The sequence below is a fragment of the Paractinoplanes deccanensis genome (assembly GCF_016862115.1).
Lineage (GTDB): Bacteria > Actinomycetota > Actinomycetes > Mycobacteriales > Micromonosporaceae > Actinoplanes > Actinoplanes deccanensis.
Genome location: NZ_BOMI01000156.1, coordinates 27,906 through 40,348 on the forward strand (window position 1 = coordinate 27,906; position 12,443 = coordinate 40,348).

The window sequence follows — 12,443 nt, forward strand, 5'->3', positions numbered from 1 at the left end:
CCTGTCACGCCCTCCATCGCTCGCACGAATCGCCACGCCTCACAAACTTACGGATCTTGATGCCCCGGCACCGCATCGAGTCGGTCACATCGTGCGCAACTCGAGAACGCTGACCTGAGGCGGCGCACCGACCCGGACCGGCGGACCCCAGAAGCCGGCGCCGTTGGTCACGTAGACCGGCACCCCGTCCACTCGGCCGAGCCCGGACACGACCGGCTGCTGCAGCCGCACCAGCAGGTTGAAGGGTGCCATCTGGCCGCCGTGCGTGTGCCCGGAAACCTGGAGATCGACCCCGAACGGGGCGGCGTCGCGCGCGGCGACGGGCTGATGCGCCATCAGAACGACGGGACGGGTGGTGTCCCGGTCGCCGAGCGCCCGGGCGAAGTCGGGGGCGTCGCCCTCCTCCGCACCGCCGAGATCGTTCACGCCGGCCAGGTCCAGCCCGTTGATCTCGGTCCGCTCGTTGCGCAGCGGCCGCATGCCGAGCCGCGCCACCTCGTCGATCCACTCCTGGTAGCCGGAGTAGTACTCATGGTTTCCGGTCACGAAATACGCCCCATGCCGCGACTCGATCTCGGCCAGCGGCGCCGCGAACCGCCCCAGTTCCGCAACGCTGCCGTCCACAAGGTCACCGACGACGCACACGATGTCCGCCTGCACCGAATTGATCTGGTCGACGATCCGCCGCGTGTGACCCAGGCCGGTCAGCGGCCCGAGGTGAATGTCGGACACCACTGCCACGCGGAAACCGTCCATGCCCCGCGGAAGCTTCGCGAGCGGCAGCTGGAGCCGGTCGATGCGGGGACCGCCCAGCGCGGTCTTGACCCCGTAGCCGGTGACGGAGGCCGCGGTGAGCCCCGCGAAGATCGCTATGCCCCTGGCGAGCACGAGCCGCCGATCGATGCCGCCGCCCTCGGGCGCGGGCTCGGCGCTGGGGGCCGTGGCGACGAGCTCGACCGCGGACGTGGTGCCGGACGTGCCCTCGGCGGTCTCGGGCTCCGATGCGAGGGCTTCGCCAGGCCGGGCGGCGGCCGCGGAAACGGTGGGATGGCTCGGCGCGCCGACGGCGGCCGGTGCCCTGTCCCTCGCCCGGCCACGGACACGCCAGAAGAGCAGGACGGCGAGCCGGGGGATCTCGAGCACGGCGAGCGTGACGAGCAGGTAGAACATCAGCGCGATCCACAGGTAGCCCGGCCACGCCAGCCACTCGACCGCGCCCGACCGAACCCCGATCAACGTCGCCGGCACGAGCACGGCGAGGAGGGCGGCGACGATCGCGCCGGCCTTACGAGCGCGGCCGGGCCGCACCGGATCTTTGACGAGCCGCTTCCACAAGTAGAAGTGGATCAGGCCGATGACGACGATGATCAGCCCGACGAACACTGCCACTTTTTCCTCCCGAGCGCCTGTGGTCCCAGCAAGTCTCCCGGTTGCTGCTGAGAGTCTCCTGCCGGGTGCGCGACGGCACCGGCGACTTTCGAGGGGCACGCTACAGCGACCCTCCGACAGTTTCCGGTTGTTCCTTTCCCTGCGTGCTCAACGCCCTTCCCGGTCTGCTCTTCCCGGTCTGCTCTTCCCGGTCTGCTCTTCCCGGTCTGCTCTTCCCGGTCTGCTCGAAGCTTCCCCGCTGCTCGGAGCTCATCCCCGTCAGCTCGGAGCCCTTTCCTCGCTGCTGGCGCCCTTCCCCCGCCCGCTCGGAGGCATTCCAGGCTTGCTCAGAGCAGGTCGGCGAAGCTCTTCACCGCGGCGACGAAGTCCGGCATATCGGTTATCTGCTCGATCGCGCGGGTCTCGACGGCTGCCAGATCGCGAGGACCGGCCGGCTCCAGCCCGAGCGACATCCGAAGCCGCTCGGCGAGCCGTCCCAGCCGCAGGCCGACCCGCCGGACCAGCACGTCAACGCCGTCGAGCATCGCGCCGCCGTTGCTCACGTATGCCGCGACGGTACGGCGAACGACCGCCGGGTCCGGCATCCCCGCCCTGGTCGAGAAACTGAGGACGGCCTGGGCGGCCTCCAGCCTCGCGCTGTCCGGCCCGGCGACGTCCCAGTCGATCAGGACGGGACCGGTCTCGGTCATGAGCACGTTCCACGGCTCGACGTCCCGGTGGGTCACCACATAGTCGCCGGCCGCCCGTAGCCCGTGCTCCACCCACGCGGCCGCCGAGAGAATGTCCGGCAGCCCTTCCCGCAGCGTTGCCGCCCAGGGCTTGCGGTGTTGCTCGCCCTCCCGGAGCCATCCTTCCCAGGGCCGCGGGTCGGCCAGCCGATACCAGTCAGGCACCCGCGACGGCGCCCGCGTCCCCGCCGGGAGAGGTGCGATCCGGTGCAGGCGGGCCAGGGTGGCGCCCAGCCACTCGCTCACATCGTCGGAGTCGGCGAGGGGTCGGCCGTCGATCCATTCGTACGCCCGGACCAACCCGAGCCCGTCGACCTCAACCGCATAGCCCACCGTCGGGGCAGGCGGGCGTATCGGACGCCCCATCGACACCCCCGAGGCCAACGCCTGCTCCTCGAAGTTCATCGCCCGGGCGAAGTCGTCCCGCCACTCCTCGGCGGGCACGTGCTTGACCAACAGCCGCCCGTCGCGCGTCGGCAGGGTCCAGGTCTGCGAACTCCGATAGCTCAGCGCTTCGAGTGGCCCTACCGGCCGCCCCAGCCCGAGCGCCGCCGCCACCGCCTCGGCTGCCTCCGCCCCTTCCCGCACGCCGAGCAGCGTAACGACGGACCCCTGGAAGGTCAGCCCTGAGCACCTGGCCCGCCGACCAGATGGTCTCGGGTCTTGAGCCTCGGCCATCGGAGTTCCGTTCGCCGGCTAAGGATTCACGGCTCCCGGCACGTCTTTGTCGCTCTCGCATCCAGTCGCCTGCTTACTCCGGCTGACGCCCGGCTGGCTGGCGCCCGCTTTGCGGTGGCTGACCGCCGACTCGCGCTGGGCTGACCCGACTCGTGCCGGGCTGACTCGACTCGCGCCGGTTTAGCCCGGATTTCGGCGTGCTTGTACCGGTTTGTGCTGGCCGGCCTGACTCGCGGCGGGCTGGCCTGACTCACGCTGGGCTGGCCTGGCTCACGCTGGGCTGGCCTGGCTCACGCTGGGCTGGCCCGGCTCACGCTGGGCTGGCCCGGCTCACGCTGGGCTGGCCTGGCTCACGCCGGGCTGGCCGACTCACGCCGGGCTTGTGCAGGCTTGTGCGGGCTGGACCCGGCTTGCTGACCGATGCGGGCTTCCTGAGTGACGCCCGGCTTGCCATCTGTGTGCTTGCTTGCCCTTGGCCGCCAGTCACATCTGCCGTTTCACCCTGCGCGATCCGAGCCCCTCGAAAGCCACGATGCTGCCCGCCACGCGGAACTCATCCCAAGAAGAGAGCCGGCCACCCCGACCAGGGTCGCGGGCTTCTACCGCGAGATCGGCGACAACCAGGCACCCTCGTCCCTGCCGCACGCTGATCGAGCGCCTCGATGGCGATCCTGCCGCTCCTGGGCGTTTCCGCGGCTCGTTCGCCGGGAGGCGGGCGTCGCGGCGGGCGTGCGGCCGCGGACGCAGCTGACTTGCTTTGCCGGCTAAAGGACGCGCTCAGCCGCCGGCGAAAGGGGGCAGAACGTCCACAGTCGCCCGCGCCGGAAGAGCTGCCTGAGGGTCATGGCAGGCCAGGCCGTCGACCAGGAAGCTGGCGGCCTTGAGGACGACGCCGAGGCGTTCGCCGTGGCGCTCGGTGAGGATCTGCTTGAGGTCGTGCAGCGAGGCCGCCTCGGCCTGCTCGGTCGAGGTGCCGTGGGCGGCGGCACGGGCGCCGGCGAAGTAGCGGACGGTCAGCTGTGCCACCTCAGCCTCCGATCGCGGACATGGGTCGGGCCGGCTGGAGGAAGCTGGGGTCGTCGATGCCGTGGCCGGCGCGCTTGCCGCGCATGGCGACCTGCCAGGCGGTGGCCAGCTCGTCGTCGGTGGCGCCGCCGCGCATGAGGTCGCGCAGGTCGCTCTCCTTCGTGGCGAAGAGGCAGTCGCGCACCTGACCGTCGGCGGTCAGCCGGGTGCGGTCGCAGTCGCCGCAGAACGGCCTGGTCACGCTGCCGATGACGCCGACGCGGGCGGGCTCGCCGGCGGCGTCGACGTAGCCGGGGACGAGCCAGGTCTCGGCGGGCGCCGTTCCACGTGAAACCGAATCGGGCATCAGGTCGAACGGCGCGAGGTCGGCCAGGATCTCGTCGGCCGTCACCATCTGGTGCCTGTCCCACTGGTGCTGGGCGTCGAGCGGCATCTGCTCGATGAAGCGCAGTTGGTAGCCGTGCTCGAGGGCGAAGCGGAGCATCGCCGGGGCCTCGTCGTCGTTGATGCCCCGCATGAGCACGGCATTGATCTTGACGGGGGTGAGGCCGGCCTCGGCGGCCGCCCGAAGCCCGCGCAGCACGTCGGCATGGCGGTCGCGGCGGGTCAGGGCCTTGAAGCGCTCGGGGTCGAGCGTGTCGAGGGAGACGTTCACCCGGTCGAGCCCGGCGTCGCGCAACGGCTCGGCCAGCCGTTCGAGACCGATGCCGTTGGTGGTCAGCATGAGCCGCGGCCGGGGCGAGAGCCGCGCGGAGGCCTGGATGATGCCGACGAGCCCGCGGCGCAGCAGGGGCTCACCGCCGGTGAACCGCACGTCCTTGATGCCGAGGCGCTCCACGCCTATCCGGATCAGCCGGACCACCTCGTCGTCGGTGAGCTGGTCCTGCTTGGGCAGCCAGGCCAGCCCCTCCTCTGGCATGCAGTAGGTGCAGCGGAGGTTGCAGCGGTCGGTGAGCGAGACGCGCAGGTCGGTCGCCACCCGACCGAATCGGTCGGCGAGCACGTTCACCGGCGGCACCCCCGGGCGCCGGTCCATCTCCACCGATTGCTCACCCACCGAATCTATCCGCTCGGGCCGACGCGCGCCCCTGTCGATTTCGGCCTGTGGACAACCGAGAGCGATCACACACCCCGCAGCGCCGCCTCGGCGGTGACTCGCACGGCGTCCCGATAGCTCGCGCCGAAGGCGGCGGTGTGCACGAGCATCAGGTGGAGCTGGTGCAGCGGCACGCGGTCCCGCCAGCCGTCGGCGAGCGGATGCACCTCTTGATAGGCGCCGAGGACCGTCTCCAGGTGGGTCACGCCGCCGAAGAGCGCCAGTTCGGCCAAATCGGTCTCGCGGTGCCCGCCCTGGGCGGCCGGATCGATGAGCCGGGCGCGACCGTCGGCGGCCCACAGCACGTTCCCGGGCCAGAGGTCCCCGTGAGTGCGGCTGGGTGCCTCGCTCACCCCGTACGACTCCAGGAAGTTGATCGTGCGCTCGACCAGCGTGACCTCGGCGGCGGAGAGGGCGCCGCGATCGGCCGACATCTTGAGGTACGGGCGGAGGCGGCGCTCGGCGAACCACGGGCCCCACGGTCCCGGCGCCGGCGTGTTGTCGAGCGGCAGCGGGCCGATGAAGCCCGGCCAGGGCGCCCCGAAGGCTTCGGCTCCCGAGCGATGCAGCTCCGCCAGGTCACGCCCGAGCTGCTCGGCCGCCGCCCGGGTCGGCTCACCCGGCTCGATCCACTCCATGGCGATCATCTCGGGAAGAGTCACGATCACTTCCGGTACGGGGGCGCCGGCGGCACGAAGCCACGCGAGCCCGGCCGCCTCCGCGGCGAAGAACCCCTCCGGCGCCGCGCCCGATCGCCAGCTCTTGGCGAACAGAGAAGTGCCGTCGTCCAAGGTCAGCCTGTGCGCGGCCGAGACGCTGCCGCCGCCCACCGGCGTCTCCCGGATCCGCTGGTGGGTGAGAAATGTCGGGAGATGCTGGGGGTGCGCGCGCAAGTACGCCTGGTCCACGGCCTTATCTTCCACTTCGGCTTACGGACGCCCGAAATCGGAGTCAAAATGTCGGCATGAGCCCTGTCACAGTGCGTTCGTACCGTCCGAGTGACCACTCCGCGGGCCGTCGCCTGTGGGCCGAGCTGACAAACCAGCACAATCAGATGTACGGCGAGACCGACCAGGACGGCGGCGAGGGCTTCGAGGAATACCTCACCCGGCTCGACCTGGGCGGCCTATGGGTCGCCGAGCACGCCGACGACGGAGTGATCGGCCTGGTCGGTCTGGTGCTGCGCGGACGCGCCGGCGAGGTCGAGCCGATCGTCGTCACGGTCTCGCACAGGCACAAGGGTGTGGGCCGTAAGCTGCTGCGACACGTCGCGAACGAGGCGCGGCGGCGCAACATGACCCAGCTGACCATCTCGCCCGAGTCGCGCAACATCGACGCGATCCGCAGCCTGCACGCCGCCGGGTACGACGTGCTGTCGTCGATCGAGCTGACCCTCGACCTGAACCGTGCGCCCCAGGAGCGTCAGCAGGACAGCGTCGAGTTGCACGAGTTGCAGTTCCGCTCCTGACAGCCGTTCCGCACCGGTGGCCTGTGGACAACCGCGTGTCATCCACAGGCCGCCGATTTGGCACACCTGGCCCTTGCCCGGCGCGGCAGGCTGCCTCGCATGTCGCCCGAGTGCTCGATCTCCATCCGCCGGTCCGCCGAGCTCATCACCGCCACGCCGTTCCTGATCGGCTTCCATCCCACGGACAGCATCGTGGTCGTCGGTGTGGCCGGTCGCCGCATCGTCTTCGTCGCGCGGCACGATCTGCCCCCGCCGGGTGAGGAGCTCGACACGGCGCCGCTCGTGGCGACCGCGGAGAAGCAGCGGATCGACTGCTTCGCCCTCATCGGCTACGGCTCAGCGACCGCGGTCGCCGGTGCGGTCCGGCCGACGATCCTCGCGCTGAAGAGGGCCGGGCTGCGCGTCTTCGAGGCCCTGCGGGTCGCCGAGGGCCGCTGGTGGTCCTATCTGTGCCCGGCTCCGGATTGCCCGTCCGAGGGCTACCCGTGTCCTTCGCCGTACGATCCGCTCGCCGCCGCGGCGGTCTACGGCGGCATGGTGGCGCTGCCCAACCGCAAGGCCCTGGTCGCCCGGGTGGCCCCGGTCGAGGGCGCGGCCCGCGAGGCCATGGCGCTGGCGACCGCGCGAGCCCGGGTCCGGGCGGCGGAGCTGCGGGCCGCGGAGTTGCGGGCCGGCCGGGAGTGCCGATCGGTGCGGCGGGCCGGCCGCGAGGCGGTGCGCGCCGCCGAGAGGCGATACCGGGCACAGGGCCGGCTCGCGGACGGCGAAGCGGCCTGGCTGGGTGTGTTGCTGGTCGACGCGGTGGTGCTCGGCTACGCGTTCGACCGATGCGGCCCGGAGCCGTGGCGCATCGACCTGTGGAACGAGATGGTGCGCCGCATGCAGCCCGGGCTCGTGGCGGGCCCGGCGTCGTTGCTGGCCTACACCGCCTGGCGCGTGGGCGACGGCGCCCTGGCCCGGGTCGCGCTCGACCGCGGCCTGCGCGAGGAGCCGGGTCACCGGATGCTGGTGTTGATCGACGGCCTGCTGTCGGCCGGCATCGGGCCCCACATGGTCGAGGACCTCGCGCCGCCGCCCGACCGTCCGGCGAGGCCCTTGCCGCGTTCGGACCGGCCGGTTCCGCCGAGGCGGCGCACCGAGCCCGGCAGCCCCTCGCGGCCCCGGGCCCGAGACCGGCGGCGGGTCAAGGCGCGGCAGCACGCCGGGGCCCGTCCGGCCGGCGCCGAGCGGAGGCGGCGGTGAGCGGAGGCGGCGGTGAGCGGGTCAGGGGCGGTCGGTCTCCTGGCGGATCGTCTCGTGCCCGCGGTCGGGCGGGTGGGTGGTGGCCTGCCGTCGCGGTGCCGTGGTGAGGGACGGTGTCGGCTCGTCGGCGAGTTTGTGCAGGCCCGGCGCCCGGTCCTCGATGGCGAAGCTGGCCCGGGTGTGCGCCGGCGCGCCGGGAGCGGTCACATAGGGCAACACCCGGAAGTCCGCGGTCATCGTGTCCTGGGCGATCCGGGTCCGCACATAACCGCGCTGGTTGTTGTGGAAGCGCAGGTGCGGGTTCCAGGCGGCCCAGGGATGGTCGCCGAGCACGTCGGCGCCGTCGCCGTTGGAGGTGATCGACGAGCAGACGAGCTCGGTGCCGACGACGGGCGAGGCGGGGTCGGCGGGGCGGGCCGGATCGGCGGGATCGGTGGGGCCGGCGGGGCCGGTGGGGCCGGCGGGGCCGGCGGTCCAAGGGGAGAGGTCGGCAGCCCAGTGGGAATGGACGTCGCCGGTGAGCACGACCGGGTTGCGGACGCCGGCGTCCATCCAGCCGCGGATGATCCGCTCGCGCGAGGCACGGTATCCGTCCCACGCGTCCATGCTGGTCACGGTCGCCGGCCCGGCGTCGCTGTCGCGCTGGGCGAAGAAGACCTGCTGGGCGAGCACGTCCCAGTGCGCGGTCGACGCGCGAAATCCGTCGAGCAGCCAGCGTTCCTGCTCGGCGCCGGTGATCGAGCGGGTCGCGTCGGCGGCGGCGGGGCAGTCGCGGTAGCCGTCGCCGCAGGCCTGGTCGTGGCGGAACTGCCGGGTGTCGAGCAGGTGAAAGGTGGCCAGCCGTCCCCAGTGCAGGCGGCGGTAGATCTGGATGCCGGGACCGGCCGGGATCGAGGAGCGGCGCAGCGGCATGTTCTCGTAGTAGGCCTGGAAGGCGGCCGCGCGGCGGGCGGGGAAGTCCGGGTCGGGCTTCTCCGGGTTGTCGCCGGCCCAGTTGTTGCTGACCTCGTGGTCGTCGAAGACCACGGCCCACGGCGCGACGGCGTGTGCCGCCTGGAGGTCCGGGTCGGTCTTGTACTGGGCGTGCCGCCGGCGGTGGTCGGCCAGCGTGCGCGTCTCCGGTCCCTCGTGGTCGCGTGGGTTGCCGCCGGCGAGGAGGTAGGAGCGGGGCTCGTACTCGTAGAGATAGTCGCCGAGGTGCAGGATCAGCTCCGGCTCGTCCTCGGCGAGCCGGCGGTAGGCGGTGAAGAAGCCGTGCTCGTACTGCGAGCAGGAGGCGAACGACATCGCCAGGGCGGCGGGGAAGGCGGTCGCCGCCGGCGCGGTGCGGGTCCGCCCGGGCGGGGAGAGGTGGCGCTCCGCGCGGAAGCGGTAGAAGTACTCGCGGCCGGGTTCGACGTGGGTCAGCTCGACGTGCACGGTGTGGCCGAAGTCGGGCCGGGCCACCTGGACGCCGCGGCGGGTGACCTGGCGGAAGCCCTCGTCGGTGGCGACCTCCCACTCGACCGGGACGTCGCGCGACGGCATGCCGCCGAGGCCGTCCTCGGCGAGCGGGGCCGGGGCGAGCCGCGTCCAGATCACGAAGCCGTCGGCCGCCGGGTCGCCCGAGGCGACGCCGAGCGTGAACGGGTCGGGGCGCAGCGGGCCGCGGGCGGGAGCGGCGACGACGGCCAGGGGCCAGATCGAAGAGGTGGTCGCGGAGCCGATCAGGCCCGCGGAAGCGAGCAGGAGGGAACGCCTCGAGAGAGCCATGGCGGGAGCCCGTCGTCAATGGATGGCCGGGTGTCGAGACCGGACCTGACGGGACGGGAAGGGGGCCGCGTGATCAGACGGTGACTCGCTGTGGCGCAGTGTATAGGTTCATGCTCTGACCTCGGAGGAAGCCGACGAGTGTCATGCCGGCCTCGTCGGCCAGTTCGGCGGCGAGGGTGCTGGGGGCCGAGACGGCGGCGAGCATCGGCAGGCCGGCCATCCACGCCTTCTGGGTGAGCTCGAAGCTCGCCCGGCCCGAGACGAGCAGGACATGGCCGGTCAGCGGCAGGCGGCCCTCGCGCAGGGCCCAGCCGATCACCTTGTCGACCGCGTTGTGCCGGCCGACGTCCTCGCGCAGCACGACGAGGTCGCCGTCGGCGGTGAAGAGGCCGGCGGCGTGCAGGCCGCCGGTGCGGTCGAAGGTGCGCTGGGCGGCGCGCAGCCGGTCGGGCAGGGCGGCGAGGGTGGCCGCCGGGATGCTCAGCGGGTCGGCGGAGACGTCGAAGCGGGAGCGGGTGCGGACGGCGTCGATGCTCGCCTTGCCGCAGACGCCGCAGGAGCTGGTCGTGTAGAAGTTGCGGCTCGGGTCGGTGACCGGCGGTGGCACGTCGGGGCCGAGGACGACGTCGACGACGTTGTACGTGTTCGGCGTGTCCGTGCCGGCGCAGAGCTGGGCGGTGACCACGTCGCCGGCATCGCGGATGACGCCCTCGGTGAGGAGGAAGCCCATCGCCAGGTCGATGTCCTGGCCGGGAGTGCGCATGGTGACGGCCAGCGGCTCCTTGCGGACGCGGATCTCCAGCGGCTCCTCGGCGGCGAGATCGTCGGGGCGGCGGCGGGGTTCACCGGTCGCCGCCAGGTTGATCTTCACGACCGGCCGTCGCGTCATCGTCCTCGCCATGGGTCGAGCGTAGGCCCGCGCGCGCCGCACGTCGCGGCTCGCGAGCCGTCGCGGCGGGAGTGATCTGCCACAGGTAACTGAGCGCGCGGTCACGCTCGACACGCGGTCGGGATACGGTACGTACGTGGGGGGATTTGCGGCGGTGGTGCTGGCCGGCGGTGCGGCGCGGCGGATGGGTGGCGCGGACAAGCCGACGCTGCCCGTGGCCGGTCAGTCCATGCTGACCCGGGTGCTGGCCGCGGTGCACGACGCGGACCCCCGGATCGTGGTCGGGCCGGTGCCGCCGGACCTGCCCGTGCCGGTGCATTCGACCCGTGAGGACCCGCCCGGCGGAGGGCCGGTCGCGGCGACGGCGGCGGGGCTCGCGCTGGTGCCGCAGGACGTGACCTTCACGGCGCTGCTCGCTGCCGACCTGCCCTTTCTCACCGGCGAGGCGATCGACGTGCTGCGGCTGACGGCGGAGTCGGCGCCGATGCAGGGTGCCGTCTACCGCGACGCCGAGGGGCGGCGGCAGATGCTCTGCGGGGTGTGGCGCACGGCGCGGCTGCGCGAGGCGATCGAACGGCTCGCCGAGGAGCGGGGCGGGCTGCACGGCGCCTCGGTGCGCGAGCTGATGGAGCACCTGCGGGTGGCCGAGGTCTCCTGGCGCCGGCCGGGCCCGCCGCCCTGGTTCGACTGCGACACCGACGACGACCTGCGGACGGCCGAGGAGTGGGCGCGGTGAGCGATCTCGACGCTTGGATCAAGGCGGTCGGTGCGGAGCTGGGGATCGACCCGGCGGACGTGCCGACGGGGGCGGTGCTCAGCCTGGCCAAGGACGTGGCCCACAACGTGGTGCGGCCGGGTGCGCCCGTGTCGGCGTTCATCATCGGCCTCGCCGTGGGACGCGGGGCGGATCCGTCCGACGTGGTCGAGCGCGTCAAAAGACTCGCCCTGACCTGGCCCGGCGAGCATGGTGAAAACGAAGGCGCCGCGAGCTGACGCGGGGCGGGCGTTCCATCCTCCGATACAGGCGCGTCGGGGCGGAGGGCGCTCGATAGGGTGGCGGGAACGGAGGTGACGATCATGACGGCAGAGAGCGCCGAGGGTGCGTCCATCGAAGGCGTGTTCCTGGACGAGCCGACCACGGCCGACCTGCGCGCCAAGGTCGTCGACGCGTGGCGAGAGTTCGGGACGGCGCTGGCCGAGCTGCTGCCCACGCTCGAGCCGGGCGGCCACGTCGACCTGACCCTCGACCCGACGGCCTCCGGCACCGGCATGGCCGTCTACTCGGTGAGCATCCGCGTGCTCGACGGCGGCGTCGTCGAGGCGCTCGCCACCGGCAACGCGGGGCTGCCCGAGGGCTACCGCATGAACCGCACCTCGATCGCCGATCTGGTCGCGCTCGGCTGGTCGCCGCCCGGCGTGCTGGCCGGCTCGGGCGACTCGTTCGGGCTCAGCTCCACCCGGGAAAAGGCCGGGCAGCTCGCCACCGTCGTCGCCCGCACGCTGCGCGACGTCTACGGCGCGCCGCACCCCGCCTTCCTCGTCTACCTCGTGCACGACGAGAACGACGAGCCGATCGACACCGCGCCGCTCGGCACCGCGCGGCACGAGCCGAGCATCGACGCCGAGCTCAGCCTCGACGACCTCGACGACGACGGCACGCTGGCGGCCGCGCTCGCCGACGCCGCCGACGAGGTGGTGCCGCTCGACGAGCGGGTGCGCACCGTCGTGGCCACCATGTCCAAGACCACCGTCGACCAGCTCCAGTACGACGCGGACGGCGACATCGGCATCCGCGCCGGCTCGGCGATGGTCTTCGTACGGGTGCGCGACAACCCGCCGCTCGTCGACGTCTTCTCGCCGATCCTCACCGAGGTCGAGCCGACCGAGCAGCTCTACGTGAAGCTGTCCGAGCTTACCAACCGGATGCCGATCGGCCGCCTCTACTGCGCGCAGGACACCGTCTGGGCGTCCATCCCGGTCTTCGGCCGCAACTTCCAGGCCACCCACCTCATGCTCGCTGTGCAGGTGATGACCGGCCTCGCCGACGAGCTCGACGACCGGCTGCACGGCGAGTTCGGCGGCAAGCGCTTCTTCGGCGAGGGCGACAAGCCGGTTCCGGCCAAGGAGCCGGTCTCCGACGACCACCGCACGGGCATGTATCTGTAGAACGGGCTT

General features: G+C 72.3%; 12 protein-coding genes. 5 read left to right on the top strand and 7 right to left on the bottom strand.

From position 1 onward, the window contains the following. Positions 1 to 84: 84 nt before the first annotated feature. The 5 genes from Ade02nite_RS38245 to Ade02nite_RS38265 all read right to left on the bottom strand — a co-directional run bounded on the left by Ade02nite_RS38245 (position 85) and on the right by Ade02nite_RS38265 (position 5,825). Positions 85 to 1,389 carry a metallophosphoesterase gene (locus Ade02nite_RS38245; protein WP_203774572.1) on the bottom strand — a complete coding sequence of 435 codons (1,305 nt, stop codon included), beginning with the start codon at positions 1,387 to 1,389 and terminating at the stop codon, positions 85 to 87. 326 nt (positions 1,390 to 1,715) lie between these two features. Then, entirely contained in the window at positions 1,716 to 2,705 is a 990-nt protein-coding gene (locus tag Ade02nite_RS38250; RefSeq protein ID WP_203774574.1) for a phosphotransferase, read from the bottom strand. A gap of 867 nt (positions 2,706 to 3,572) precedes the next feature. Continuing rightward, a complete protein-coding gene (locus Ade02nite_RS38255) occupies positions 3,573 to 3,821 on the bottom strand; it encodes a MoaD/ThiS family protein (RefSeq protein ID WP_203774576.1) in 249 nt (82 codons plus the stop codon). Position 3,822: 1 nt separating this feature from the next. Further along, positions 3,823 to 4,857 carry a GTP 3',8-cyclase MoaA gene (gene moaA / locus Ade02nite_RS38260; protein WP_203774772.1) on the bottom strand — a complete coding sequence of 345 codons (1,035 nt, stop codon included), beginning with the start codon at positions 4,855 to 4,857 and terminating at the stop codon, positions 3,823 to 3,825. Positions 4,858 to 4,943: 86 nt separating this feature from the next. Continuing rightward, positions 4,944 to 5,825: a fructosamine kinase family protein gene (locus Ade02nite_RS38265; protein ID WP_203774578.1), complete on the bottom strand. Its 882-nt coding sequence runs from the start codon at positions 5,823 to 5,825 to the stop codon at positions 4,944 to 4,946. Between the two features lie 56 nt (positions 5,826 to 5,881). Between Ade02nite_RS38265 and Ade02nite_RS38270 the strand changes: the two genes are divergently transcribed. Continuing rightward, positions 5,882 to 6,385 carry a GNAT family N-acetyltransferase gene (locus tag Ade02nite_RS38270; protein WP_203774580.1) on the top strand — a complete coding sequence of 168 codons (504 nt, stop codon included), beginning with the start codon at positions 5,882 to 5,884 and terminating at the stop codon, positions 6,383 to 6,385. A 99-nt stretch (positions 6,386 to 6,484) separates the two neighbouring features. After that, complete coding sequence (locus Ade02nite_RS38275; RefSeq protein ID WP_203774582.1) at positions 6,485 to 7,627, top strand: DUF4192 domain-containing protein; 1,143 nt, start codon at positions 6,485 to 6,487, stop codon at positions 7,625 to 7,627. A gap of 21 nt (positions 7,628 to 7,648) precedes the next feature. Here Ade02nite_RS38275 and Ade02nite_RS38280 read toward each other — a convergent pair whose 3' ends face one another. Both Ade02nite_RS38280 and fdhD read right to left on the bottom strand, forming a co-directional pair. After that, positions 7,649 to 9,379, bottom strand: a complete 1,731-nt coding sequence (locus tag Ade02nite_RS38280) for an alkaline phosphatase D family protein (protein WP_203774584.1) — start codon at positions 9,377 to 9,379, stop codon at positions 7,649 to 7,651. A 73-nt stretch (positions 9,380 to 9,452) separates the two neighbouring features. Beyond that, on the bottom strand, positions 9,453 to 10,280 hold the full coding sequence (gene fdhD / locus Ade02nite_RS38285; protein ID WP_203774593.1) for a formate dehydrogenase accessory sulfurtransferase FdhD: 828 nt from the start codon (positions 10,278 to 10,280) through the stop codon (positions 9,453 to 9,455). Positions 10,281 to 10,422: 142 nt separating this feature from the next. Between fdhD and mobA the strand changes: the two genes are divergently transcribed. The 3 genes from mobA to Ade02nite_RS38300 all read left to right on the top strand — a co-directional run bounded on the left by mobA (position 10,423) and on the right by Ade02nite_RS38300 (position 12,434). After that, positions 10,423 to 11,004, top strand: coding sequence for a molybdenum cofactor guanylyltransferase (gene mobA, locus Ade02nite_RS38290; protein WP_203774774.1), 582 nt, complete (start codon positions 10,423 to 10,425; stop codon positions 11,002 to 11,004). Next, positions 11,001 to 11,261: a DUF6457 domain-containing protein gene (locus Ade02nite_RS38295; RefSeq protein ID WP_203774595.1), complete on the top strand. Its 261-nt coding sequence runs from the start codon at positions 11,001 to 11,003 to the stop codon at positions 11,259 to 11,261. The genes mobA and Ade02nite_RS38295 overlap by 4 nt, the downstream gene beginning before the upstream one ends. An 84-nt stretch (positions 11,262 to 11,345) precedes the next feature. Then, positions 11,346 to 12,434 (top strand): T3SS (YopN, CesT) and YbjN peptide-binding chaperone 1, encoded by a 1,089-nt coding sequence (locus Ade02nite_RS38300; RefSeq protein ID WP_203774597.1) that lies wholly within the window; start codon positions 11,346 to 11,348, stop codon positions 12,432 to 12,434. Positions 12,435 to 12,443: the final 9 nt, after the last annotated feature.

What these genes read in the sequence shown, in the direction of transcription:
- moaA (WP_203774772.1), bottom strand. Translation starts at nt 4,857, where the DNA reads ATGGACCGGCGCCCGGGGGTGCCGCCGGTGAACGTGCTCGCCGACCGA.
- Ade02nite_RS38280 (WP_203774584.1), bottom strand. Translation starts at nt 9,379, where the DNA reads ATGGCTCTCTCGAGGCGTTCCCTCCTGCTCGCTTCCGCGGGCCTGATC.
- Ade02nite_RS38275 (WP_203774582.1), top strand. Translation starts at nt 6,485, where the DNA reads ATGTCGCCCGAGTGCTCGATCTCCATCCGCCGGTCCGCCGAGCTCATC.
- Ade02nite_RS38270 (WP_203774580.1), top strand. Translation starts at nt 5,882, where the DNA reads ATGAGCCCTGTCACAGTGCGTTCGTACCGTCCGAGTGACCACTCCGCG.
- fdhD (WP_203774593.1), bottom strand. Translation starts at nt 10,280, where the DNA reads ATGGCGAGGACGATGACGCGACGGCCGGTCGTGAAGATCAACCTGGCG.
- Ade02nite_RS38300 (WP_203774597.1), top strand. Translation starts at nt 11,346, where the DNA reads ATGACGGCAGAGAGCGCCGAGGGTGCGTCCATCGAAGGCGTGTTCCTG.